The 25384-nt window shown below is 61.7% G+C and carries 23 protein-coding genes; 10 read left to right on the top strand and 13 right to left on the bottom strand.

From position 1 onward, the window contains the following. Positions 1-14: 14 nt before the first annotated feature. The 3 genes from AC58X1_RS05015 to AC58X1_RS05025 are packed head-to-tail and all read right to left on the bottom strand — an operon-like array spanning position 15 to position 4199. Positions 15-1082: a lipocalin-like domain-containing protein gene (locus AC58X1_RS05015; protein ID WP_497428445.1), complete on the bottom strand. Its 1068-nt coding sequence runs from the start codon at positions 1080-1082 to the stop codon at positions 15-17. Beyond that, positions 1072-3534: an ABC transporter permease gene (locus tag AC58X1_RS05020; RefSeq protein ID WP_497428446.1), complete on the bottom strand. Its 2463-nt coding sequence runs from the start codon at positions 3532-3534 to the stop codon at positions 1072-1074. The genes AC58X1_RS05015 and AC58X1_RS05020 overlap by 11 nt, the downstream gene beginning before the upstream one ends. Then, positions 3534-4199, bottom strand: coding sequence for an ABC transporter ATP-binding protein (locus tag AC58X1_RS05025; protein ID WP_497428447.1), 666 nt, complete (start codon positions 4197-4199; stop codon positions 3534-3536). Before AC58X1_RS05025 ends, AC58X1_RS05020 begins: the two co-directional genes overlap by 1 nt. 153 nt (positions 4200-4352) lie before the next feature. Between AC58X1_RS05025 and AC58X1_RS05030 the strand changes: the two genes are divergently transcribed. Beyond that, complete coding sequence (locus AC58X1_RS05030) at positions 4353-4646, top strand: hypothetical protein (protein WP_101320085.1); 294 nt, start codon at positions 4353-4355, stop codon at positions 4644-4646. A 179-nt stretch (positions 4647-4825) separates the two neighbouring features. Here AC58X1_RS05030 and AC58X1_RS05035 read toward each other — a convergent pair whose 3' ends face one another. The 4 genes from AC58X1_RS05035 to AC58X1_RS05050 form a co-directional block, all read right to left on the bottom strand. Then, positions 4826-5722, bottom strand: a complete 897-nt coding sequence (locus tag AC58X1_RS05035) for a PA4780 family RIO1-like protein kinase (RefSeq protein WP_150571859.1) — start codon at positions 5720-5722, stop codon at positions 4826-4828. Positions 5723-5807: 85 nt separating this feature from the next. After that, positions 5808-7310, bottom strand: a complete 1503-nt coding sequence (proP, locus tag AC58X1_RS05040; RefSeq protein WP_497428448.1) for a glycine betaine/L-proline transporter ProP — start codon at positions 7308-7310, stop codon at positions 5808-5810. Positions 7311-7495: 185 nt separating this feature from the next. Further along, positions 7496-8788 (bottom strand): PQQ-dependent sugar dehydrogenase, encoded by a 1293-nt coding sequence (locus AC58X1_RS05045; RefSeq protein WP_103437662.1) that lies wholly within the window; start codon positions 8786-8788, stop codon positions 7496-7498. Then, a complete protein-coding gene (locus AC58X1_RS05050; RefSeq protein ID WP_101320092.1) occupies positions 8785-9222 on the bottom strand; it encodes a DUF2231 domain-containing protein in 438 nt (145 codons plus the stop codon). The genes AC58X1_RS05045 and AC58X1_RS05050 overlap by 4 nt, the downstream gene beginning before the upstream one ends. Positions 9223-9370: 148 nt before the next feature. Here AC58X1_RS05050 and AC58X1_RS05055 point away from each other — a divergent pair, with 148 nt between their 5' ends. Beyond that, positions 9371-9553, top strand: a complete 183-nt coding sequence (locus tag AC58X1_RS05055) for a DUF1289 domain-containing protein (protein ID WP_497428449.1) — start codon at positions 9371-9373, stop codon at positions 9551-9553. Positions 9554-9587: 34 nt separating this feature from the next. On the opposite strand, the gene AC58X1_RS05060 is transcribed toward AC58X1_RS05055, so the two are convergent. Then, positions 9588-11783, bottom strand: coding sequence for an OsmC domain/YcaO domain-containing protein (locus tag AC58X1_RS05060; RefSeq protein ID WP_259073264.1), 2196 nt, complete (start codon positions 11781-11783; stop codon positions 9588-9590). A gap of 170 nt (positions 11784-11953) precedes the next feature. Here AC58X1_RS05060 and AC58X1_RS05065 point away from each other — a divergent pair, with 170 nt between their 5' ends. From AC58X1_RS05065 to AC58X1_RS05080, 4 genes are all read left to right on the top strand, one after another. After that, on the top strand, positions 11954-12484 hold the full coding sequence (locus AC58X1_RS05065) for a sigma-70 family RNA polymerase sigma factor (RefSeq protein ID WP_497428450.1): 531 nt from the start codon (positions 11954-11956) through the stop codon (positions 12482-12484). Next, positions 12484-13443, top strand: a complete 960-nt coding sequence (locus AC58X1_RS05070; protein ID WP_497428451.1) for a FecR domain-containing protein — start codon at positions 12484-12486, stop codon at positions 13441-13443. Before AC58X1_RS05065 ends, AC58X1_RS05070 begins: the two co-directional genes overlap by 1 nt. Before the next feature lie 113 nt (positions 13444-13556). After that, positions 13557-14006 (top strand): type II 3-dehydroquinate dehydratase, encoded by a 450-nt coding sequence (gene aroQ / locus AC58X1_RS05075; RefSeq protein WP_150569023.1) that lies wholly within the window; start codon positions 13557-13559, stop codon positions 14004-14006. Then, positions 14003-14851 carry a shikimate dehydrogenase gene (locus AC58X1_RS05080; protein ID WP_497428452.1) on the top strand — a complete coding sequence of 283 codons (849 nt, stop codon included), beginning with the start codon at positions 14003-14005 and terminating at the stop codon, positions 14849-14851. The genes aroQ and AC58X1_RS05080 overlap by 4 nt, the downstream gene beginning before the upstream one ends. Before the next feature lie 41 nt (positions 14852-14892). Here AC58X1_RS05080 and AC58X1_RS05085 read toward each other — a convergent pair whose 3' ends face one another. Beyond that, on the bottom strand, positions 14893-15168 hold the full coding sequence (locus AC58X1_RS05085; RefSeq protein WP_101320106.1) for a DUF2790 domain-containing protein: 276 nt from the start codon (positions 15166-15168) through the stop codon (positions 14893-14895). Between the two features lie 210 nt (positions 15169-15378). On the opposite strand from AC58X1_RS05085, the gene AC58X1_RS05090 reads away from it, so the two are divergent. From AC58X1_RS05090 to AC58X1_RS05105, 4 genes are all read left to right on the top strand, one after another. Then, complete coding sequence (locus AC58X1_RS05090; protein WP_101320108.1) at positions 15379-16119, top strand: response regulator; 741 nt, start codon at positions 15379-15381, stop codon at positions 16117-16119. After that, on the top strand, positions 16116-17402 hold the full coding sequence (locus tag AC58X1_RS05095) for a sensor histidine kinase (RefSeq protein WP_150569019.1): 1287 nt from the start codon (positions 16116-16118) through the stop codon (positions 17400-17402). Before AC58X1_RS05090 ends, AC58X1_RS05095 begins: the two co-directional genes overlap by 4 nt. A gap of 117 nt (positions 17403-17519) precedes the next feature. Further along, positions 17520-18023, top strand: a complete 504-nt coding sequence (locus tag AC58X1_RS05100) for an HvfX family Cu-binding RiPP maturation protein (protein ID WP_101323041.1) — start codon at positions 17520-17522, stop codon at positions 18021-18023. A 59-nt stretch (positions 18024-18082) separates the two neighbouring features. Continuing rightward, positions 18083-19270: a cupin-like domain-containing protein gene (locus tag AC58X1_RS05105; protein ID WP_497428453.1), complete on the top strand. Its 1188-nt coding sequence runs from the start codon at positions 18083-18085 to the stop codon at positions 19268-19270. Here the strand turns inward: AC58X1_RS05105 and pssA are convergent. From pssA to cobF, 4 genes are all read right to left on the bottom strand, one after another. Next, positions 19254-20567, bottom strand: a complete 1314-nt coding sequence (gene pssA / locus AC58X1_RS05110; protein ID WP_497428454.1) for a CDP-diacylglycerol--serine O-phosphatidyltransferase — start codon at positions 20565-20567, stop codon at positions 19254-19256. The two genes, AC58X1_RS05105 and pssA, sit on opposite strands and share 17 nt — an antisense overlap. 193 nt (positions 20568-20760) lie before the next feature. Then, positions 20761-23010, bottom strand: coding sequence for a catalase/peroxidase HPI (gene katG, locus AC58X1_RS05115; protein ID WP_497428455.1), 2250 nt, complete (start codon positions 23008-23010; stop codon positions 20761-20763). Between the two features lie 287 nt (positions 23011-23297). Then, the gene (locus tag AC58X1_RS05120; protein WP_101320118.1) at positions 23298-24176 is read right to left on the bottom strand and encodes a DMT family transporter; all 879 of its coding nucleotides are present in this window, start codon (positions 24174-24176) and stop codon (positions 23298-23300) included. Between the two features lie 193 nt (positions 24177-24369). Further along, positions 24370-25119 (bottom strand): precorrin-6A synthase (deacetylating), encoded by a 750-nt coding sequence (cobF, locus tag AC58X1_RS05125; protein ID WP_101320120.1) that lies wholly within the window; start codon positions 25117-25119, stop codon positions 24370-24372. Positions 25120-25384: the final 265 nt, after the last annotated feature.

The following is a 25384-nucleotide window of genomic DNA, read 5'->3' on the forward strand; positions in this document are numbered from 1 at the left end:
CTTCTCCACAAAGATCAGTAACCGGTCATTTCCAGGTAACCCCTGCCCTGCCCGCTGCCGCCCTCGACCCGCACCGGCCCTTCCCAATACGGGAACCGGGTGTTCATCCAGGCCTGCTTGTACAGCGCTTCGACCTGGACATCGACGCCCTGCTCCGGCAGCCGCACGCGCCAGCGGGTCGGTACGGTTTTACCGTTTGCCTGCTTGCTCGAGGCCAGCACTTGCAGCTCGATCTGCGCCCCCTGGAGTGGCTGGGTCTTGCCGTCGGCGCTGACCCAGGTGCCGGCTTTATAGGCATCGCCGTGAGCTTCGCGCACCTGAAACAGCATTACCTTGGCGCCGCTGTCCAGGTGCAGGGAAAACCAGTCCCAGCCTGACTGCCCGGCCGCCAGAGGCTGGCTGCTCCATTCGCGATCGAGCCAGGCCTGACCGGTAACGGCCACGTGCTGGCCGTCACGCTCGACTTCGCCACTGACCTGATAGAACGGTTGGCTGTAGTAATAGGAAGCCTGGCCTTTGCCGGATTTTTCGCTGTAGCCCTTGGCCCCGTGCAGCACCAATGGCCGCTCACTGACCAAGTGCAGATCAAAGCGGAAATCCTCGCCTGCGGCTTTCATCTGCAACTGGCCAATCCCATTGCCGCCCTGCAGCGACCAATCATCTATCCAGGCGCGAAATGGCTGCGCCTCAACCCCAGCCTGGCCGATGCCACCGCGGGCGAGCACCTCACTGGACTGATGACCGCCCGGCCCGGTCAGCGCCGCGTGGCCCATCCACAGATTGGGGCTGTTCCAGTCGGCGGTTTCTGCGCCAGGGCGCAATGCCGAACGAAACAAGGTCCACTGCGCGCCCCACTGCCGCCCCTGGGCATCCTGCAAGTTGGCGGTGACGTACCACCACTCGATGCGGAAGCCGTCGTGGGCGCCATGATCACGCGGGAACTGCAGCTCATGGCCCGGCGTGACCTGCTGGAAGGCGCTGGCCTCCTGCCCCAAGCCGGCAAAACTGTTGGGCTCGGGTGCAGGCGCATCGCAGCTTGCAAGCAGCAGGCACAGCGCGGTCAGCCAGGGTTTAACGTTCATTGGCAAACTGCCTCAAGAGATCGCTGGGTTGCCTGCGCGCCAGTTGCCAGAGCGGCCAGACGCTGGCCAGAAAGCTGGTCAGCACGCCGAGCACTGCCAGTTGCAGCAGCTGACCGGGGAACACGTAGAGCGGCAGACGCCAACCAAACGCCTGCACGTTGACCACGGCCACCAGGCACCAGGCCAGCAGCAAGCCAAGCGGAATCGCCAGCAACACGGTGCAACTGCTCAGCATCAGGGTCTGGCCGAGTGTCAGCCAGATCAACCGACGGCGTTCGACCCCCAGCGCCCACAACGGCGCCAACTGGCCCAGGCGGCTCTGGCCGAGGCTCAGCAGGCTGATGAACAACGCCACACCAGCGATACCGAGGGTCAGGCTGTTGAGTGCGGCGGTAGCGGCAAAGGTACGCTCGAACACCGCAGCAGACCATCGCTTGAGCGTGGTCTGCTCGACCATGCGGCTGTCATCGAGGCTGAACTGTTGGCCCAGCGCCCGCTTTAGCGCCGGCAAATGCTCGCCAGCCAAGGTCAGGCCCAGATTGCTCAACGTCGCCTGCGGCCAGTGCTGGCGTAACCAGTCGGCGCTGATCAGCAGGTGCCCTTTGGGATTGCCATAATCGGCATAGATGCCCACTACCGGCATCGTTTGGGCTGATGGCTCGGGCAGTTGCAAGGCGTCGCCAAGACCCAGCTGCAGGCGCCTGGCCAACTGTTCGCTGAGCATGATCCCGCGCCCCTGCGCAAGCTGCTCCCAGGCACCGGCGGATTTTTCCAGCAGCGGCCAGTGATTGTTGTAGTACGGGTGATCGACGATGCCCTGGACCTGCGTCGGCCATTGCTGCAGCCGCCACTCGACGCGCCAGTTGGGCAGCACCGCGGTGACTTCGGGCTGGCGTGCCAGCCAGTCGCTGATCTGCACTGCCTGGGCAGTGTCGCACGGGGTCAGGTACAGGTCTGCCGACAGGCGCTGATCGAGCCAGCCGGTAAAGGTGCGGCGAAAGCCCTCGGTCATGCTGCCCACACCGACGCTGGCGGCCAACGCCAGCAGCAAGGCCATCAGCGCCAGGCTCAGCGCCGGCAATTGCTGGCGGCTGTCGGCGACGAACCATTGCGGCAATGGCCGCCGGCACAAGCGCGCCAAACCGGCCAGGGCAAGCTCGAGCAAGGCCGGCAGCAATAGCGCCGCTGCCAGCAGCAATGCCGCGAGCAGGACAAAGGCGCTGCTCAGGTTATTGCCCCACTGCCAGCACCCCAGCGCTACCAAACCAAGCAACAAGGCGACCAACGCCTGACGACGCAGCCACGGCCCTTGGGCCAGGCGCCAGGCCTGTGGCTGGGCAAGCGCCAGCAGCGGCAGGCGCGCAGCGCGCAGCACGCTGCTGACACCGGCCAACAACGCACCGAGCAGACTCACGCCGACGCCGGCCAACCACCACTGCGGCGACAGGCTCAGCTGCCCGGCGATCTGCGCTCCATACAAGCCGCGCACGCTGGCCGCGAAGTCAGGCAACAACAGGCTGGCCAGCAGATAACCACTGACTACCCCGGCGAGGCCGCCGAGCAACGCGAACGCACCCAGCTCCAGCGCCAGCCCGGTCAACAGCACCCGCAAGCTGACACCGCACGCACGCAAGGTTCTGATCAAGCCGCGCCGTTGCTCCAGCGCCAGGCCAATGGCCGCATGGGCAATGAACAGGCCGACCACGAATGCCAGCAAGCCCAGCGCAGTCAGGTTGAGGTGAAAGCTGTCGGTCAGGCGCTGCAGATCACCGTCGTCGCCACCGGTTTGCAGCATAAGCTTGGCGGCGATGTCGGCAGGCAGCGCGGTGGGTTGTTTTTCGAGCAGCAGACGCGACAGTTGTCCTGGCGCGCCGAGCAGCGCCTGCGCGTGGCCGATATCGACCACGATCACCCCAGGCGCCAGTTCCGCTTGCAGGACCAACGGCGGCATCAGCTGACCATCGCGGGTGCGCGCGCGCTCACCCGGTTGCAGGTTCAACTGGCGTAGCGTGTCTGGACTGATCCAGGCTTGCCCAGGGCTGTCGATGAAGGCCGCAAGCTCGAACGCTTGCGCCTGTACCCCGGCCACGGCCATCTTCGCTGGCAGGCTCAGCGGTTCAATACCGATCAAGCGCACTACCTGAGTCGCGCTTCCTGAAAGTTGCAGGCGGCCTTCCAGAACCGGCGTCACCTGCACGCCTCTAGTGCGCAGTTGCACATACAGCGCTTGCGCCAGATGCTCGCCCTGACGCGGCACCAGTTGCGTCTGGCTGGCGCCCGAAAGCACACCACTGGCACGGGCATAGTCGCTGCGGGCCTGGCTGTTGAGCGCCTGCACGCCGGTCCACAATGCCGTTGCCAGCCATAGCCCGGTAAAGATACTGAAGCACTGCAAGCGGTGCCGGCGCCAATGGCTGAGCAGCGCCTGCAAGGTGATCAGCAGGCTGGCCATCAATCCGGCTCCGGCTGAACACGTCCAGCCTTGAGGAAGCACCGATGTTCGAGCCGCGCCGCCAACTGCCGGCTGTGGGTCACCATCAACAGGCTGCTGCCCGCCTGGGCAACCAGCTCGAGCATCAGTTGCAGGACTTCTTCACTGCTTGCTTCATCGAGGCTGCCGGTGGGCTCGTCGGCCAACACCAGCGCCGGCCGTCCCGCCAACGCACGACCAATCGCCACACGTTGCTGCTGGCCGCCCGACAGCTGCTCGGGGTAGCGCTGCAACAACTCGGTCAACCCAAGCCGCTCCGCCAGCTGCGCGGTCCAGACAGGATCGTGGCGCCCGGCCAAGCGGGCTTGAAACGCCAGATTGGCGGCAACGTCGAGGCTGCTGATCAAGTTGTACTGCTGGAACACCAGGCCAATGCTGTCGCGCCGCCAGCGTGCCAGCGCCGTTTCGTCCCGTGTATCGAGGGGTACATCCTCGATCAGTATCCTGCCGCTGTCAGCCCGATCAAGTCCGGCGAGCAGGTGCAGCAACGTGCTTTTGCCACTACCTGATTCGCCCATCAGCGCCAGGCTGCTGCCCCGCGCCAGTTGCAGGTCGACGCCCTGCAGCACCGGCAGAACGCCCTGGGCGGTAGTGAATGACTTGCGCAGCTGCTCGACGACCAACATCGGTGGGGGCTTCCTCTCAGGGCACAACGGGCGTTAATCACTAACTCTTGGGCACAGCGTTGCAGCCATAGGTTGCATCGTTCTGCCCTTCAAGGGTAGGCGCAATCGGGGCTAAACTGAGGTAAGAACATCATCAGGCTTACAGGAACCTCCATGGCCCGCACTGCGATACCTGGCTACCACCCATCGTGGTTGCTGCTGATCCTGCTCATCGGCAGCCTTGCATCGCTGACGGGATGCTCGAACAAATCCAGCGCTACGCGCTATGCCCAAGCAGGCGCGAACTGCTTCGCCAAGGCAGTGCCGACCGCTGGCGAGGGTGGCCTGGCATGGGGCAACACGTTGAGCGCGGCGCGCAAGAAATCCATGGACAGCTGCATGCGCTATGCGAGCCGTTCAGGCGGTACGCCGAAGACCTGTCAGGTGGTGATGGCCAAGTGCAAGTGATGGGTGGCGGCTACGAGCGGGCCCGCTAGTTCGAGCTATAAGGTTGGTTCACTCGGTTGGTCGTAAGACCGCCCGCCCGCAGCCACCATTGCGATTGTTCAGGCATTGCACCTGAACAATCGCGCAATCATGGTCGGCCAGTGGGCAGGCAGCAATCAGGCGAATCTTATTGCGAGGGGTTACTGCAGCCACGGCGGCGGTGGCGGCTCCTCGCTCTTGACCGGGCCACGCTCGGCTTCTTCACGACCGGCACGGCGACGTTCGTCATCCATCCGCGCCGCTTCGATCTCGCGCAGCACGCCGCCGACATCGGCGTCGTGGTCGTCATCCTCGAACTCGCCGGTCAGCGGGCTATCGGGCAACAATTCCCCGGCCTCGAACAGCGACCACATCTCGCGGGCGTAGCGGGTGTCCTTGAGCTCGGGAGCAAAGCGCCCGAAGTAACCGCTCATGTTCGCCACGTCACGATCGAGCATGCTGAAAGCATGGTTGTTGGCGGCAGCATCGACGGCCTGCGGCAAGTCGATGATCACCGGGCCATCCGGGCCGAGCAGGACGTTGAATTCGGACAAGTCACCGTGCACCAGCCCTGCACAGAGCATCAAGACGATCTGGCGGATCACGAACGCGTGGTATTCACGCGCCTGATCCGGCTCCAGGTGAACGTCGTTGAGGCGTGGCGCGGCGTTGCCGTCGGCATCGACCACCAGCTCCATCAACAGCACGCCGTCCTGGAAGTCGTAGGGCTTGGGCACTCGCACGCCGGCATGCGCGAGGCGGAACAAGGCGGCCACCTCGGCGTTCTGCCAGGCATCTTCGGCTTCCTTGCGACCGTACTTGGAACCCTTGGCCATGGCCCGCGCCTGGCGGCTGTTGCGCACCGTGCGCCCTTCCTGGTACTCGGCCGCCTGGCGGAAGCTACGTTTGTTGGCCTCCTTGTAGACCTTGGCACAACGCACCTGGTTACCGCAGCGCACCACATACACCGCTGCTTCCTTGCCACTCATCAAGGGCCGCAACACCTCGTCGACCAGACCGTCTTCGATCAGCGGCTCAATACGTTTTGGAGTCTTCATCAGGTTTAATTCAGGGTCCTGTTCTGCCAGACACATGGTTTGCCGGCCATCCTCTCACAGCCTGATCCGACTTGCTCGTTTCGAGCTAATCAATACGCGGATGTTGTTGTACCAAATGCGTGCGTTTGGCCTCAAGTTCAGCAATCTGCTCGTCAATGTCCTCGATTTTTTGTTCAATGTTGTCGTGGTGTTCCTGCAGCAGTTCACGCGCTTCATCGATGTCCGAGGCGGCGGGCGCAGCGCCGCGCAATGGCTGATTGGCAGTTTCTTTCATGGTGATACCGGTGATCAGACCGATCAGGGCAATGACCATCAGGTAGTAAGCCGGCATGTACAGGTTGTTGGTGCTTTCTACCAGCCAGGCGGCGATGGTCGGGGTCAGGCCGGCAATCAGCACAGAAATATTGAAGGCACTGGCCAGCGCGCTGTAGCGAATGTGCGTAGGGAACATCGCCGGCAGCGTCGAAGCCATCACCCCGATGAAGAAGTTGAGCAGCACCGCCAACATCAGCAAACCGGCGAAGATCAGCCCGAGCACACCGCTGGTGATCAGCATGAAGGCCGGGATGGCCAGTGCGAACAAGCCGATGCTGCCGCACAGGATGAACGGGCGGCGGCCGTATTTATCGCTGAGGAAGCCGATCAGAGGCTGCACGAAGAGCATGCCCACCATGATCGCGATGATGATCAGCACCCCGCGGTTCTCGCTGTAATGCAGGTTGTGCGACAGGTAGCTGGGCATGTAAGTCAGCAGCATGTAATAAGTGACGTTGGTGGCGATGACTACGCCTACGCAGGTCAGCAGACTGCGCCAGTGCTTGGTAGCTACCTCCTTGAACGACACCTTCGGACCGCCAGCCAGCCCTTCGCGATCGCCCTGCTCGAGCTTGTCGACATGCTGCTGGAAGGCGGGGGTCTCTTCCAGCGCATGGCGCAGGTACAGGCCGATCATGCCCAGCGGCAGCGCCAGCAGAAACGGTACCCGCCAGCCCCACTCCTGAAACCTCTCTTCACCGATCATGGCCGAGATGAACACCACCAGGCCGGCGCCGGCAACAAAGCCTGCGATCGAGCCGAAGTCGAGCCAACTGCCGAGGAAGCCGCGCTTGCGGTCCGGGGCGTACTCGGCGACGAAGATCGAGGCACCGGTGTATTCACCCCCTACCGAGAAGCCCTGGGCCATCTTGCACAGCAGTAGCAGGATGGGCGCCCAGATACCAATCGCGGCATAGGACGGAATCAAGCCAATGGCGAAGGTGCTCAGGGACATGATCACAATGGTGGCGGCGAGAACCTTCTGCCTGCCGTATTTGTCGCCGAGGGCGCCGAAGAACAGCCCGCCCAGGGGCCGAATCAGGAACGGCACCGAGAACGTACCCAAGGCTGCGATCATCTGTACGCTGGGGTCAGCGCCGGGGAAAAAGACCTTGCCGAGCACATAGGCGACAAAGCCGTAGACGCCGAAGTCGAACCACTCCATGGCGTTGCCAAGCGCTGCGGCGGTGATCGCCTTGCGCATCTTGGCGTCGTCAACAATGGTGATGTCTTTCAAGCCGATCGGCTTGACGCTTTTATTGCGTGATTTCATATCTGCCACTCTGTTACTGACGTGTCCAATACCGGTTGCCATTGTTTTAATGGCCAGGCTCTAAGGCATCAGATACAAAGGGTTACGAAAAAATTCACTGAGTGCCAACATTTTTCACGCTAACAAACAGGCCATCTGCGCTGAGGCTTCACGCAGATGGCCTGGTATTGGTGCTCAGCGCAGCATTACTGACTGCGCGTTACCCGCCAAATGGTGTTGGCGAGGTCGTCGGCGATGATCAGCGCACCACGCGGGTCCACCGTCACACCCACCGGGCGACCGCGGGTCTTGCCATCTTCACCACGGAAGCCGGTGGCAAAGTCGATCGGCTCGCCGGCCGGCTTGCCATTGCTGAACGGCACGAAGATCACCTTGTAGCCCACCGGATTCGGTCGGTTCCAGCTACCGTGCTCGCCGACGAACGCGCCCTCGGCAAACTGCGCGCCCATGGCCGCCACCGAAAAATCAACGCCCAGAGCCGCAACGTGGGAGCCGAGGCTGTAATCCGGCTTGATCGCCGCAGCGACTTTCTCGGGGTTCTGCGGCTGCGCACGTGGGTCGACGTTCTGCCCCCAGTAGCTATAGGGCCAGCCGTAGAAGCCCCCCGCTTTGACTGAGGTCAGGTAGTCAGGCACCAGGTCAGGGCCAAGCTCATCGCGCTCGTTGACCACAGCCCACAGTTCACCGCTGGTGGGTTCGATACTGAGCGCAGTCGGGTTACGCAGGCCAGTCGCATACGGCTTGTGCGCGCCGGTCTGGGCGTCGATCTGCCAGACCATGGCCCGATCTATTTCGACCTCCATGCCGCGCTCGGTGATATTGCTGTTGGAGCCGATGCCCACGTACAGGTAGCGCCCGTCGGGGCTGATTGTCAGCGCCTTGGTCCAGTGGTGGTTGATCTCGGCCGGCAGGTCGCTGACCTTACTGGGCGGGCCACTGGCCTTGGTCTGGCCATCCGCGTAGTCAAAGCGCACCAGCGCATCCTGATTGGCCACGTACACGCTGCCCTCGAAGTAGGCCAGGCCATAGGGTGCGTTGAGGCCTTCGGCGAACACCGTTTTCACTTCATACTTGCCGTCACCATCAGCGTCACGCAGCAAGGTCAGGCGGTTACCGCCCTTGACCTGGGTATTGCCCTTGGCCTTGATAGAGCTGGCGATGACGTCCTTGGGCTTGAGTTTGGCCGCACTGCCGCCGCGCCCTTCCGCTACCAGAATATCGCCGTTGGGCAGCACCAGCGTCTGCCGCGGGATCTTCAGGTCAGTGGCAATCGCAGTGACGTTGAAGCCCTGCGGTACGGTTGGCTTGAGATCGCCCCAGGCGGTCGGCTCGGCGATTTTCATGCTCGGCAACAGGCCGCGCTGCTGATCAGGCAGTTTCGGGTTGGCGCCGTAGGTTTGCGTGGCGTCGCCCTCGCCACCGCAGGCGCTGAGCAGCAGCGCCATGCTCAAGGCTGTCAGTGCATGTACGCGGTTCATCGCACACCTCCGGAGCGCAGATTGGTCAGGCCGAGGCCGGTTGCGATGCACGCCAACGCACTGACGATGACCGACAACACCAGCCCCGACGGCATCACGGCCCAGGCATCCTTGGCATGCTCAAAGGCGTTCATCAGGCCCAGCAGCCAGGTAGCCAGCAGCAGCACGAAGTACACCACTGGGCGCCCGCCCTTGTGCTCGGCGCGGATCAGATTGACCAGGGCAAACAGCAATGCCAATCCGCAGAACAGCAAGCCACCGGCAATCAGCCAGGCAGCAAAGTTGGCCCATTGAATCTGGTAGCTTTGGTAATAGGCTATGTCACTGAGCAAGGCGCCGAGAAACAGCGGCACGGTACCGGCCAACAGAGTCGCGTGCAGCGCTCCTGGCCGGCAGCGATAGAGGGTTGAGTCGTTCACGGTGGCTCCTTTCATCGATCCAGAGGTCCCTCCCTGCACAGACTGCGCCTGGAGGCCTAATGGAAGATCGCTCGGCCAAAGCGATAGTTCAGCGCATTTGCAGACAGGGCTGTAATCTGGCGGCTACCCGTTTGCTGAGCGGCACCGGCTGAGGACTAGAGTTTTGGGCAAAGACGCTGACAACCCGTGCATATCCAAATGCCAGATCCGCGACGAAGTTTGCCTGGGCTGCGGGCGCAGCAAAGACGAAATTCGCAAGTGGAAGAAAATGAAGAAGAGCGAGCGCATCGAGGCTGTGCAAAAGGCCAAGGCGCGCTTGAAGGCTATCAAGAAAGGCAAAAAATAAGGGGGGCCGCAGAGCAGCCCCACGTGGTAACCGCTTAGCCCGCGAACTTGGCCCGCGCTGCGTGCAGCTTCTTGTAGCTGTCGACCAAGCGCAGGTGCCGATCGAGCCCCTCCAGCTTCATACTGGTCGGCGTCAAGCCATGGAAGCGCACGTTGCCCTCGACCGAGCCCACGGCCGCATCCATCCGTGCATTGCCGAACATGCGGCGCAAGTTGACCTCGTAGTCGGCCAGTTCCAGTTCATCATCGAGCACCACTTCCAGCACCACGTTGAGCGCCTGATAGAACAGGCCGCGCTCAACGGTGTTGTCGTTGAACTGCAGGAACGCTTCTACCAGTTCCTTGGCTTCGTCGAAGCGCTTCAAGGCGAGCTTGATCAGCAGCTTCAATTCCAGAATGGTCAACTGGCCCCACACGGTGTTGTCGTCGAACTCGACACCGATCAAGGTGGTGATGTCGGTGTATTCGTCCACTTCGCAGTTATCCAGACGCTTGACCAGCGCCTTCAGGCTGCGATCGTCCAGGCGGTGCAGGTTGAGGATGTCTTCGCGGAACAGCAGCGCCTTGTTGGTGTTATCCCAGATCAAGTCTTCAACTGGATAGATCTCGGAATAGTCCGGCACCAGGATACGGCAGGCCTTGGCGCCAAGGTGCTCGTACACGGCCATGTACACTTCCTTGCCCAGCGATTCGAGGATGCCGAACAGGGTTGCAGCCTCTTCCTCGTTGGAGTTTTCCCCTTCACCAGAGAAGTCCCACTCAACGAATTCGAAGTCGGCCTTGGCACTGAAGAAGCGCCATGAGACGACACCGCTGGAGTCGATGAAGTGCTCGACGAAGTTGTTCGGCTCGGTCACTGCGTGGCTCTCGAACGTCGGCTGCGGCAGGTCATTGAGACCTTCGAAGCTGCGTCCCTGAAGCAACTCGGTGAGGCTGCGCTCAAGCGCGACTTCCAGGCTTGGGTGCGCGCCGAACGAGGCGAACACGCCGCCGGTGCGCGGATTCATCAAGGTCACACACATGACCGGGAATTCGCCGCCCAGCGAGGCATCCTTGACCAGCACCGGGAAGCCCTGCTCTTCCAGCCCCTTGATCCCGGCGAGGATGCCCGGGTATTTGGCCAGCACGTCCTCAGGAACATCTGGCAGGGCCAGTTCACCCTCAAGAATTTCCCGTTTTACCGCACGTTCGAAAATCTCTGACAGGCACTGCACCTGCGCCTCGGCCAGAGTGTTGCCGGCGCTCATGCCGTTGCTCAGGTACAGGTTTTCGATCAGGTTGGAGGGGAAGTACACCACTTCACCGTCGGACTGACGAACGAACGGCAGCGAACAAATGCCGCGCTTCACATTGCCCGAGTTGGTGTCGTACAGGTGCGAGCCGCGCAGTTCGCCGTCGGGGTTGTAGATCTCGAGGCAGTACTCATCGAGGATCTCGGCAGGCAAGGCGTCCTTGCTGCCGGGTTTGAACCAGCGCTCGTCCGGGTAATGCACAAACTCGGCGTTGGCGATGTCTTCGCCCCAGAACTGATCGTTGTAGAAGAAGTTGCAGTTGAGGCGTTCGATGAACTCGCCCAGCGCCGAAGCCAGGGCTCCTTCCTTGGTGGCGCCCTTGCCGTTGGTAAAGCACATGGGCGAATGCGCATCGCGCACGTGCAATGACCAGACGTTGGGCACGATATTGCGCCACGAGGCGATTTCGATCTTCATCCCAAGGCCCGCGAGAATGCCCGACATGTTGGCAATGGTCTGCTCCAGTGGCAGGTCCTTGCCAGCGATGTACGTGCTTGCCTGCGGATCGCTGTCGAGCATCAACAAGGCTTGCGCATCAGCATCCAGGTTAGCCACCTGTTCGATGACGAACTCTGGGCCGGCCTGTACCACCTTCTTCACCGTGCAACGGTCGATCGAACGCAGGATGCCCTGGCGGTCCTTGTCGGAGATATCCGCCGGCAGTTCGACCTGGATCTTGAAGATCTGGTTGTAGCGGTTTTCCGGGTCGACGATATTGTTTTGCGACAGGCGAATGTTGTCGGTGGGAATGTTGCGCGTTTCGCAATACAACTTCACGAAGTAAGCCGCACACAACGCCGACGAAGCCAGGAAGTAGTCGAACGGACCCGGCGCCGAGCCATCGCCCTTGTAGCGAATGGGCTGATCGGCGACCACCGTGAAATCATCGAACTTGGCTTCAAGTCGGAGGTTGTCGAGAAAGTTAACCTTGATTTCCATGCGGGATTACCATGATAAAGCGAAACGAAATGGCCGCCATTATCCGGATTTTTGCCGCGCAAGTCTTTGCCGATCAGCGCGGCGTACAGGTTGCAGCCGCTGGCGTGCTTGCTTAGCGTCAAGGCCGCTCATAAAATGATAATGACTCCCAATTGCGCTTCGAGCCTTTTATGACCTCCAGCCAACGCCCGCTGAACCGTCAGGTGCAGTGCCTTTACCAGGAACATCAGCGTTGGCTGTTGAGCTGGCTGCGCCCCCGCGTCGACTGCCGTGAGCTTGCCGCAGACCTGGTGCAGGATGTGTTCATTCGGGTGCTCAGTGCCAAGGATGCACAGAATCAGCTTGAGGCAGTGCGCGAACCCAAGAGTTACCTGGCCACCATCGCCCGCCGCCTGATGATCGACCATTTTCGCCGGGCTCGACTCGAACGCGCCTGGCTGCAGGCCCTGGCCGAGCAACCCGAGGCGGTCAGCATCAGCGAAGAAACCCGCGCGATTTTGCTCGAAAGCCTGTGCGAACTGGATGCGATGCTCGCCGGCCTGGGCCCAAACGTGCGCCAGGCGTTTTTGCTGTCGCAACTCGACGGCATGAGCTACAAGCCGATTGCAGAGCAATTGCAGGTTTCGGTGGTGACGGTTACCCGCTATGTAGCCAAGGCCACCCAGCATTGCGTGCTGTTCAGCCTGGGCGCCGAACGCTGATGACCGTCCTCCACGCTCGACAACGCGCAGCCCTGGAACAAGCCGCAGGATGGTTTGGGCTTTTGCAATGCGAGGAAGCCTCGGTTGCAGACCAGGCTGGCTGGCAAGCATGGCTCGACCGCGATGAATACAATCGCTGGGCCTGGGCTCAGATCGAACAACTGCAACAACGCCTGCATGGCATGCCCACGAACGTTACCGGGCGAGCGCTGCGCCTAGCCGATCAGCCCGCGCTGGATAGCAGACGCGCCGTGCTCAAAGGTTTCGCCTTGATGATGGGTATCGGCGCGCTTGGCTACGCAGGTTATCGCCAAGGCCAACGCGCAGGCTGGATGGCTGACTACTACACACGCACCGGCGAGCGGCTCAATACGGTGCTCGCCGACGGATCGCGCCTGCAACTGAACACCGCCAGTGCCGTCGACGTGCTCTACAGCGCAACTCAACGCCGAATACAACTGCACAGAGGCGAGCTGCTGCTTACCAGCGCCGCCGACCCTGCTCGTCGGCCGCTGCAGGTGCAGACCGCACAGGGCAGCATTCAGGCGCTGGGCACGCGCTTCGCCGTCAGGGCCGACGGCGCGAGCACGCTGGTCAGCGTTTTTCAACATCAGGTGCGTGTCACCCCAAACGGCGCTGCGCCAGTGGTGCTCGATGCAGGCACCCAGTGCCGCTTCAACGCCAGCCAGCTTGGCGCGGTGCAACCGATCAATGCCGGTCAGGACGCCTGGAGCGAGGGCATGCTGGTGGCCAATGATCAGCGTCTGGATGCGTTTCTCGCTGAACTGAGCCGCTATCGCCCCGGCTGGTTACGCTGCGACCCCGCTGTCGCAGGGCTGCGCATCAGCGGCGCCTTCGCCATCGACGACAGCGACCAGACCTTGCGCGCACTGAGCACGACCCTGCCCGTGCGCGTAGTACAAACCACACGCTATTGGGTCACAGTGGTAGCGCTATAAAGCATCCTGGTTCGGTAATCGCCCATTTTCAACCAGCAAACGTGCTAGCCGATTGACGAATTAACCAGATAGTACAAATATCGGGGCAATCAAAAACAACAAAGTGATCTGCCATGACGCCCCGAATTCTCGTGCTCAACGGCCCCAATCTCAATCTGCTCGGCACCCGCGAACCTGAACAGTATGGCCGCGAGACGCTCGCCGACCTCGCCAACAGCTGCGCCGACAGCGCCCGCGATCTGGGCCTGGATATCGAATTCCGCCAGACCAACCACGAAGGCGAACTGATCGACTGGATCCACGCCGCCCGCGGTCGTTGCGCCGGCATCGTGATCAATCCTGGTGCGTGGACCCACACCTCGGTGGCCATCCGTGATGCGCTGGTCGCCAGCGAGCTGCCAGTGATCGAAGTACACCTGTCCAATGTGCACAAGCGTGAGCCGTTCCGGCATATCTCGTTCGTCTCGTCGATTGCCGTTGGGGTGATCTGCGGCCTGGGTAGCCATGGCTATCGCATGGCGCTGGCGCACTTTGGGCAGATGTTCGCGGAGCAAGCAGCATGAGCCAACCAAGCATTCTGGCCGGCCTGATTGGCCGCGGCATCCAGGCATCCCGCACCCCTGCCCTGCATGAGCACGAGGGCGACGCGCAATCGCTGCGTTACCTGTATCGGCTGATCGATGCCGACCAGCTGGAGCTGGAAGACAGCGCCCTGCCCGATCTGCTTGAGGCCGCGCAACGCACCGGCTTTACCGGCCTCAACATCACCTTCCCGTTCAAGCAAGCGATCCTGCCGTTGCTCGATGAGCTGTCCGATGAAGCGCGTGGCATTGGCGCGGTGAACACAGTGGTGTTCAAGGACGGCAAGCGCATTGGTCATAACACTGATTGCCTGGGCTTCGCCGAGGGTTTCCGACGCGGGCTGGGCGACGTCAGCAAGCGCTTGGTGGTGCAGATGGGCGCCGGTGGCGCCGGTGCTGCAGTGGCCCATGCCCTGCTCGCTGAAGGAGTCGAGCAGCTGATGCTGTTCGAAGTCGATGTTGCGCGCGGGCAAGCCCTGGTCGACAACCTGAACCAGCGCTTCGGCGCAGGCCGAGCTGCCCTAGGCGGTGATCTCGCTGCCACCCTGGCCGATGCCGATGGCCTGGTCAACACCACACCGGTGGGCATGGCCAAGCTGCCAGGCACACCCTTGCCAGTGGAACTGCTGCACGCGCGGCTATGGGTTGCCGAGATCATCTACTTCCCGCTTGAGACAGCACTGCTGCGCCACGCCCGTGCGCTCGGCTGCCGCACCCTCGACGGTGGCAACATGGCGGTGTTTCAAGCGGTCAAGGCATTCGAGCTGATCAGCGGCAGAGTCGCAGACGCCAGCAGGATGCAGGCGCATTTCGCCAGCATGGATTGAAATGCCGGGCGACGGGCTGCCGAGGTTGCAGCCCGCTTGCCTCAGCTTTCATGGCAGCCACTGGTGGCATAGCTGCGGTATTCAACGCTCTGGCGCTGGCCGTGCGAATCGAGATACTCGATGCGCGAGTTGACTACCCCGCACGCATTGCTGCGGTCATCTTCTACCGACAGTACTTTCTTCACGTCCAGCCGATCGCCATAGCGATAGTGCATGGCGCTGCTGCTTTCCATCGATACGCTGCTGGCTTGCGCAGCGATGGTGGCGCTGCTGGCAACGGCGAACAAGGCTGCACGGGCAATAGTCTTGAAGTTCATGGCAACGCTCCTGGCTAGGTGGGGAAGACCACGCTTCCCGTTGAGTGCCATTTCACCCCCGACAGGTATCTGCCCTGTGTCGCCGAAGCGGCGTTATTGCGAGCCCGTGTATCTGCAGCACTGCGAGATACACTGCAATACAAAGCCGCGCAGGCAAGCGCCTTGGCGCTCGGTACACTGCGTCCATTCTCGCTGAGACGGACTTGCCTGATGGATCACATCGACCACATCCTAATCGTCGACGACGATCGCGAAATCCGCGAGCTGGTCGGCAATTACCTGAAGAAGAACGGCCTGCGCACCAGCATTGTCGCCGATGGCCGGCAGATGCGCAGCTTTCTGGAATCGAACACGGTCGATCTGATCGTCCTCGACATCATGATGCCCGGCGACGACGGCCTGCTGCTGTGCCGTGAGTTGCGCGCCGGTCGCCAGCGTACTACGCCGGTTCTGATGCTTACCGCGCGCAATGACGAGACCGATCGCATTGTCGGTCTGGAGATGGGCGCCGATGATTACCTGACCAAACCGTTTTCCGCCCGTGAGCTACTGGCGCGGATCAACGCAGTGCTGCGCCGCACCCGGATGCTGCCGCCGAATCTGACCATCAGTGAAAGCAGCCGATTATTGGCCTTCGGCCAGTGGCGGCTGGATACCAGCGCACGCCACCTGCTTGACCAGCAAGGCACGCTGGTGGCCCTGAGCGGCGCCGAGTACCGGCTGCTGCGGGTGTTCCTCGACCACCCGCAGCGGGTGCTCAGCCGCGAGCAGTTGCTCAACCTTACCCAGGGCCGTGAGGCGGATATCTTCGATCGCTCGATCGACCTGCTGGTCAGCCGCCTGCGTCAGCGTCTGGGCGACGATGCTCGTGAGCCGACCTGCATCAAAACCGTACGCAGCGAAGGTTACGTGTTCTCGCTGGCGGTTCAACTGCTCGAGCCAACACTATGAAATGGCCGCACACGCTGGCTTCGCGGCTGGCCTTGATCTTCTTCAGCGGGCTGGTGCTGGCCTACGGGCTGTCGTTCAGCCTGCAGGCCTATGAGCGCTTTGTCAGCAGCCGCTCGATGATGCTCACCAATCTCGAACAGGATGTAGCCACCTCGGTGGCAATTCTCGACCGCCTGCCCGCAGCAGAGCGCGCCGCTTGGCTGCCGCGGCTGGAGCGCAGCACCTACCGCTACCGGCTCGACAACGGCCAGAGCGGCCAGGCCATGCCCAGCGAGAACCCGCCGATGGCGGCCGAGTCGGTGGTCAAGGCAATTGGCAAGGACCATCACCTGACGTTCCTGGAGATCCCCGGTCAGGACGCGCACTTCCAGGTCCATCTGCGCCTGGCCGACGGCGCCCCGCTGACCATCGATGTAACGCCCGCCCTGGCACCGGTAGCCAGCTGGCTGCCGGTTGTGCTGCTGATACAACTGGTGCTGCTGCTGATCTGTACCTGGCTCGCCGTGCACTTGGCGATCGGCCCATTGACGAGGCTATCGCAGGCGGTGGACAACCTCGACCCCAACGCCCCCGGGCCGCAACTGGATGAAAGCGGCCCACGTGAGGTCAGGTATGCGGCAGTGGCCTTCAACGCCCTGCAAGCACGTATCGCTGCCTACCTGAAAGAGCGCATGCAAATCCTCGCGGCGATTTCCCATGATTTGCAGACGCCCATTACCCGCATGAAACTGCGCGTGGAAGTGATGGATGATGGGCAGGAAAAGGACAAATTATCGAGCGACCTGAGCGCCATGGAGCATCTGGTTCGCGAGGGCGTGGCCTATGCCCGCAGCATGGACGGCGGCACCGAAGCGCCGTGCCGCGTTGATGTTGACGCCTTCATCGACAGTATCGTCTTCGATTACCAGGACAGCGGAGCCCAGGTCGAGCGGCTGGGCCATACCGGCGGTACCGTGCAGACCCGGCCGCATGCCTTGCGCCGGGTGCTGGTCAACCTGCTCGATAATGCGCTGAAGTTTGCCGGGGCTGCGCAGCTGGATGTATCCCGGCATAACGACCTGACGATCATCCGCGTGCTCGATGACGGCCCGGGCATACCTCAGGAAGAGCTCGACGAGGTACTCAAGCCGTTTTACCGGGTTGAAGGCTCACGCAATCGTCAGACCGGTGGCACCGGCCTGGGATTGGCGATTGCCCAGCAACTGACGCTTGCGATGGGCGCCAGGCTGACGTTGAGCAACCGCTCGGGCGGCGGACTCTGCGCCCAAATCGAGGTGCCTTGAAGGCATAGCCGGGGCTTGCAATACACAGCGATACACAACGCTGTTTGGTCGACACATTGCCGATACCTCAGCGTCGCAGACTCTGCTCTCCCCCTCTTCATGCAGCGGAGTCTGACCATGAACGCTATGAACCGCGCCTTCAGCAGTTTCGACAATTTCGCAGGCTGGACTGCCGACATACCGCTGCGCTTGTTCCTGGCCTGGGAGTTTTTTGAATCAGGCTGGGAAAAATTCAACGGCGGCAACTGGTTTGGCGACCTGCAAGCGAGTTTCCCGTTCCCTTTCAACCTGGTGCCTGCACAATTCAATTGGCAGCTGTCGATGTGGGTCGAGCTGGTCGCTCCGCTGCTGCTGTTGCTGGGTCTGGGCACCCGGCTGGCCTCGGCGACACTGATTATCCTGACCGTGGTAGCCATTGCCGCAGTTCACTGGCCTGCCGACTGGTCGAGCCTGGCCGAGCTGGCCAAAGGTTATGCGATTACCGACCAAGGCTATGGCAACTTCAAACTACCGCTGATTTACCTAGTGGTCTTGCTGGCCCTGCTGCTGAGGGGCGCCGGCCGATTGAGCCTGGATCATTGGCTCTGGCAGCGACGCCCGATTACCACCAATACCGCGTGATAAATTTCCGCCCACGGCCCTCGTCATTTGTACAAATGAGCCAACCAAGCGAGTAAGCCATGGACCTGCAGAGCATTCTGGGCAATTTGTTCGCCAACGCCGCCAGCGTTGGCCTCAAGGGCGTGTTTCAGTTCGTCTTCGATGGCCATACTGCGTACTGGTACGAGGCCGGCGGCCATGCCGAAAGCGGCAGCGGCCAGCACGGCTCGGCAGATGTCAGCATTGCCGTTGCCAGCGCAGATTTCATGGCGATCATGGCCGGGCAGGCCAATGTCGAAGAACTATTCGCCAGCGGCCGCCTGATCATCGACGGCAACCTGGGCCTGGCTACTCTGCTGCCGCAGGCGATCGACATGGCGCTGCGCGGTAACCAGGCGCCTGCGGTCGAAGCGAATCGCCGCTATCCGCCAAGCGCCCGACCCAGCGATGCGCTGTCTGCAGCGCAGCCGCCGTTAACTCGAATCGAACGGCGGCCACGCCACGGCTTGGCCGTGGACGAGTTCCGCCAACACTACATGCTGCACGGCATTCCGCTGGTGATCAGCGACGCGCTGCACGACTGGCCGTTGTTCAGCAATGGTCATGAGGCCTCGCTCGAGCTGTTCGCCAACCTGCAAGGCATTACCCGCCACGGCGACTATGTCGAGAAAACCTTCTCCACCGAGCGCGACTTCCGCTCGACGTCCATGGCTGATTTTGTCTCCAGCCTGGACAACCCCATAGCGGCAAGCACTGACGGCAAGCCGCCCGCGTACATGGGTAATAACATCCTGCCGGCACAACTGCTCGAACACATCCGCTACCCCGGCTATTTCGAAGCCGAGCAATTCATCCCGCCGCGCATCTGGATCGGCCCCAAAGGCACGCTGACGCCCCTGCATCGCGACGACAGCGACAACCTGTTCGCTCAGGTCTGGGGAGAAAAGTCGTTCATACTCGCCGCGCCCCATCACCGCGAGGCCCTAGGCTGCTGGGCGACATCGCCAGACGGGGGCCTGGAAGGCTGTGACGTTGACCCCAAAGCGCCCGATTACGCGCAATTCCCGCGTTGCCGCGAGGTGCGGTTCCTGGAAGTTGTGCTGCAGGCTGGCGACTTACTGTTCCTGCCCGAAGGCTGGTTTCATCAAGTCGAGTCGCTGTCGACATCGTTGTCGGTGAATTTCTGGGTGGATTCAGGCCGCGGCTGGCCACGGTCGCCGCTGCCTGAGGTGGTCGAAGCAGCGCCCTGCCCTAGAGTACCCGCTTGATCAGCGGCTCCAGCCGACTGAAACGCAAGCGTTTGAGGAATTTGCGCACCTGCTGCGGATGCTCGCCCGGCTCGCCCAGCTCACTGGCCGAGCGCAGCGCCGGCGCATGGCGCCTGAGCGCTTGCAACTCTTTCTCGCGCGGCGCCAACCACTGGCCCAGCGGGTCATCGATGAGCAACCCGTTTTCAAGGTCGAGGTTGAAGCCGCGCGGGTTGAGATTGTTGCCGGTGAGCAGGCTGTAGCGCTGATCGATCCAAACGCCCTTGGCGTGGAAGGTGTGGCCGGGGTCATTCCAGATGCGCAAGGTCAACTGACCCACGTCGATCGCCGCCTGGCGGCGTTTGGCAAAGGCGCGCAGGGTGTCTTCGTACAGGTACGGCAATACACCACTGGCGCTGAATGGCTCACCAGGCGCGACGTAAAAATCATTGGCAGTACGGTCGCCGACAATGATTTCCAGCGCCACACCACGCGCAAGTGCCCGATCGATCTCGGTCATGACCAGGCGCGGCGGATTGAAATAGGGCGTACTGATGATGATCTGCTCGTCCGCTGCCGCGAGTAACGCGCAGATCGCACGGTTGAGCGGGTTGCCACGGCCAATGCCGAGCAGCGGGATGACCCGCAGGCCGTGACTGGCCGGTTCAGCCGGCAATGCATAGGTCATGCGCCGCAAGCGTGCGCGCAAGCGACGGATAGCAGCGCGCATGGTGCGCGTGGCCGGCGGCGCGGGCTGGTCCAGGCGCGGCGTGGCAACGCTGGCCAGCACCTCGTGGACCAGGCTGACCATGGCATCGGCAAGGCTTGGGCACTCGAACAGATGATAACGGTCGAGGCGATACCGATCGAAGCGATGCAGGTAAACGTTGTTGAGGCTGGCACCGGTGTAGATCACGCAATCATCGATGACGCTGCCTTTGAGGTGCAGCACGCCAAACAGCTCACGGGTTTGTACCGGTACGCCGTGGATGACGACGTCCAGACCGCGCTGTTCGCGCTGGGCCTGATACCAGGCGGCGTTGCCGGGCTGGCGGCCAGCGCCAAGCAAGCCACGACGCGCGCGGAACCAGTCAACCACGATGACAATCTGCAGTTCAGGCCGCGCCGCCTTGGCCTGGTAAAGCGCGTCCAGCACCTCTTGACCGGCTTCGTCTTGCTGCAGGTACAGCGCCACGATGACGATGCGCCGCTGCGCGCTGGCAATGCGTTCGAGCAACACCGTGCGATAAGCTGCAGCATCAGGCAGAGCGCTGATGGCTTGCGGGTCGATGGCAAAACCAAGCTGGGGAACAGGCATGGACGTGCGGATCAAGCGGATCACCTCCGGTCTCGAGTGAAATGCAAGGTTCACCCGTGCATTGCGTGGCGCCCATCATAGCAATAACGCCAGCACGCCCGACCATCGCGATCATTACAAAAAAATGAAGGGATCAGATGTCGCCGCCACCAGAGCAGCCCAGATTGCCTGGGGCTGCCCGGGGCGCCAACGGCTACTTCAGATCGAAACGGTCCAACTCCATCACCTTCACCCAGGCCGCGATGAAGTCCTTGGCAAACTTCTCACTGGCATCACTGCTGGCGTAAACCTCGCTCAATGCGCGTAACTGCGCATGGGAGCCGAACACCAGATCTACCCGGGTACCCGTCCACTTCGGCTGGCCAGTTTTGCGGTCACGGCCTTCGAACGCATTGTTGTCCGCACCGGTCGCCTTCCATTCAACGCTCATATCCAGCAAGTTGCGGAAGAAGTCATTGCTCAACTGCCCAGGTTTGTCGGTGAACACGCCATGCTTGCTCGCATCGTTGTTCGCGCCCAGCACACGCAGACCACCGATCAGCACGGTCAGCTCTGGCGCGGTCAAGGTCAGCAGTTGCGCCTTGTCCAGCAACAGCCGCTCTGCCTTGACGTTGTAACTGCCCTTGGCGAAGTTTCGGAAACCGTCAGCCAACGGTTCCAGCGCACCGAACGATTCGACATCGGTCTGCTCCTGCGAAGCGTCGACACGACCCGGGCGGAACGGCACAGTCAGGGCATGGCCGGCATCACGCGCCGCTTTTTCAACGGCAGCACTGCCAGCCAGCACAATCAAGTCGGCCATCGACATCTGCTGGCCGTCAGTGGCGAAACCGCTGCGAATGCTTTCCAGCACACCCAGCACTTTATCCAGCTGCTGCGGCTGATTGGCGGCCCAGAACTTCTGCGGCGCGAGGCGTATGCGCGCGCCGTTGGCACCGCCACGTTTGTCCGAGCCACGGAAGGTCGAGGCCGAAGCCCAGGCGGTATTGACCAGCTCGCCTACGCTCAGGCCCGAGGCGAGTACTTTGCTCTTGAGCGAGGCGATGTCTTGCTCGCTCAGTGCCGAGGGGGTGGCTTTGGGCAGAGGGTCTTGCCAGAGCAGCTCTTCCTGCGGCAGCTCCGGCCCCAGATAGCGCGCCAGCGGGCCCATGTCGCGATGGATCAGCTTGTACCAGGCGCGCGCAAAGGCATCCGCCAACTGCTCGGGGTGATCCTTGAAGCGACGCGCTATCGGCTCATAGATGGGGTCAAAGCGCAACGCCAGGTCGGAGGTCAGCATTGACGGCGCATGGCGCTTGCTTGGGTCGTGCGCGTCGGGGATCTGCCCTGCCCCATCACCGTTCTTTGGCTGCCACTGATGGGCGCCAGCAGGGCTTTTGCTCAGTTCCCAGTCGAAGCGGAACAGATTTTCCAGATACTCGTTGCTCCAGCGCGTCGGCGTCGAGGTCCAGGTCACTTCGAGGCCACTGGTGATGGTGTCGGGGCCTTTGCCGGTGCCAAACTTGTTGTGCCAACCCAGACCTTGCTGTTCCAGGCCGGCAGCCTCGGGCTCGGCGCCAACGTTGTCGGCCGGACCGGCGCCGTGGGTCTTGCCAAAGGCGTGCCCGCCAGCGATCAGGGCCACGGTTTCTTCATCATTCATGGCCATGCGGCCGAAAGTCTCGCGGATATCCTTGGCCGATGCGACTGGGTCCGGATTGCCTTCGGGGCCTTCCGGATTGACGTAGATCAGGCCCATCTGCACCGCCGCCAGCGGATTCTCCAGGTCGCGCCCGGCATCGGTGCGGCTTTGTTCCTCACCATGCTTGGACGGCTCGGCAACCAGGTCACCCTGGCCCGGCGCCTGGGCCTTGCCGTAGCGGGTGTCACCGCCCAGCCAGACCTTTTCCGAACCCCAGTAGACGTCTTCGTCGGGTTCCCACACATCGGCTCGGCCGCCGGAATAGCCAAAGGTCTTGAAGCCCATCGATTCGAGGGCGACGTTGCCGGTCAGTACGATCAAGTCAGCCCAGGAGATAGCCTTGCCGTATTTCTGCTTGATCGGCCACAGCAGACGCCTCGCCTTGTCCAGGCTGACGTTGTCTGGCCAGCTGTTGAGCGGCGCAAAGCGTTGTTGTCCGGAGCCTGCACCACCGCGCCCGTCGCCAATGCGATAGGTGCCGGCGCTATGCCAGGCCATGCGTACGAACAACGGCCCGTAATGGCCAAAGTCGGCTGGCCACCACTCCTGCGAATCGGTCATCAGCGCGGTCAGGTCCTGTTTGAGCGCTTGAAAATCAAGGCTGGCATAGGCTTTGGCGTAGTCAAAATCGGGGTCCATTGGATCGGACTTGTCTGAATGCTGGTGCAGAATGTTCAGGTTGAGTTGGTCAGGCCACCAGTCACGATTGCTGGTGCCACCACCTGCGGTTTGATGGAACGGGCATTTCGATTCGTTCGACATCTGCGGGTACCTTCGGGTCGGGTTCTGTCAGAGTTCCGGTCTAGGCCAGCTTGATCAGCCGAGCACATAGGCTCGGCCGTCTGCTCATCAGTTGGAGCGGTCAGGCCGCCACAAGCGTGCAAAGGGGTTGCCTGGATACGGCGTGCTGTGCAGCAGGTGCTGCGCAGCCGCAGGCTTGTCCCTTGACCAAGACTAGCTGAGCGCGGGCAGAGGTCTAATAGAGCAAGTATTACCCACCGATAGCGTGAATATGTCAGCACCCCGAAGCCAACGTGCGCGCCAGCAGATTACTTGCGCCGTTGCATCCACGCAGCGCCCAGACCACTGAGGCAGATGATCGCGATGCCCACCATGCTCAGGTGGTCTGGCACCTGGCCGAAGACCACAAAGCCCAACAGCCCGGCAAACACGATCTGGCAGTAGCTGAACGGCGCCAGCATGGCTGGTGCGGCAAAGCGGAAGGCCTGGGTCAGCAGCAGGTGCGCAGACATCCCGAAACCACCCAGCGCCAGCATCAGCAGCAGGTGGTCCCACTCGGGCATCTTCCAGAAAAACGGCACCAATGCCGTCATCACCAGGGTATTGCACAGCCCGGCAAAGAAGTTGCTGGTGGTCGGGCTGTCATAGGCAGCTACTTTGCGGGTGAGTAGCTGATAAAAGCAGAAACCCAATGCAGAGCCGAACGGGAAAAGAATCGCCGGGGTGAACATTGAGCCGCCTGGGTGTACCACTACCAACACGCCAATGAAGCCCATTACTACCGCGACCCACTGGCCAGTGGTGACATGCTCTTTGAGCAGCGGTACCGACAATGCCGTCACCAACACCGGTGCAAGAAAGTTGACCGAAGTGGCCTCGGCCAATGGCAGATACTGCAGGCCAGCGGTAAACAGCAGACTGGTACTCAGCAGGCTCAGTGCACGCAGCGTCTGCAACACAGGCTTGCGGGTACGCAGCACCGCCATGCCCGACTTGGGCAGAAAGATCCCAGCCATCAGCAATGTATGCACCAGATAGCGGACCCACACCACCATGATGATCGGGTACAGACCACCGAGGAACTTGGACAGCGCATCATGGCTGGCAAACAGGAAAGTGGCGACCACTACCAGGGCGATGCCTCGCAGCGGCTGATTGACTCCGGACAGCGGTGTACTCGAACTCATGGCGTTCTCAAATAGGGACTTGGCAGCTACTCCGCCAAGATCCGGCTGCCATCAAAGGCGGCCTGGATATGGGCGAATTCTAGAAGAGATGCGCGCAATTGCGATAGCCGGTAATGGATTGCCGTGTCTACCGGCCGCTTTAGCGTTCGCTGATCGAACACTTTTTCACAGCAGGTACGACAGCACCGATGCGCTAAAGCTCCCGGCGCAACAGGTATGTGTCCATGATCCAGCCCTTGCGTTGCCGCGCTTGTTCACGCGCGGCCACAATCTGCGCCTTCATCTGCAACAAAGGCCCGGCAAGCAGCAGCTCGTCCGCCGTGCCGAGATAGGCGCCCCAGTAAATATGCAGTTGTGGGTCGTCGATATCGGCGAACGCGCACTGGCCATCAAGCATGACCAGCACGTTGTCGATCTGCTTCACTGCGCCGAGCTGCCGCCCGGGAAGCACGGTCAGCGGCTCGCCAATGCGGTTCAGCGGGATCTGATGACGAGCTGCCAGGGCCTGAATGCTGCTGATGCCGGGGATGACTTCGAGTTGCAGTTGTGTACCGTGCTGGCGTACCAACTGGAGAATCCGCAGCGTGCTGTCGTACAGGCTTGGTTCGCCCCACAGCAAGAAAGCACCCACGTCGTCCGGGCCGAGTTCTTCATCGATCAATCTTGCGTAGAGCGCTGCGCGTTGCTGGTGCCAGTCCTGTACTGCCTCAATGTAATCGCTGGCCAATGCATCACGCTGCGGATCATCGACTTGCAGCACCCGGTAGTCGCCAGTGGGCAGGTAGCGCTCGAGAATTGCCCGGCGCATGCGCACCAGCTCATCAGAGCGGGCGCCCTTGTCGAGGACGAAGAATACCGTGGCCCGTTTGAGCGCATCGACTGCCTCGAACGTCACCTGCCGCGGATCACCAGGGCCGATGCCGATCAATAACAACTGCTTCATTAGCCACTCCCGCTCGGGTTTGCTGTGATTGCCAGACCCTGAGTGTCGGCTTGAGTCGACACTATGTCGAGCAGTTAAGGCTGTGAGTGAACAGCAAATAAATTAACGCACATAAAACTAGTAAAGTTCCCTGACTACTTGCAAAGTTTATGGTTTACCGTGACGTCGTCGGCAACTACACTCGGGACTAGTGAACAGCACTATCCCTGCGTGACCGACGTTAAATCTTCTTACAACGTTCGTCACGTTTTGACGCAGTCGTATT

This window comes from Pseudomonas sp. PGPR N4, from assembly GCF_059693665.1.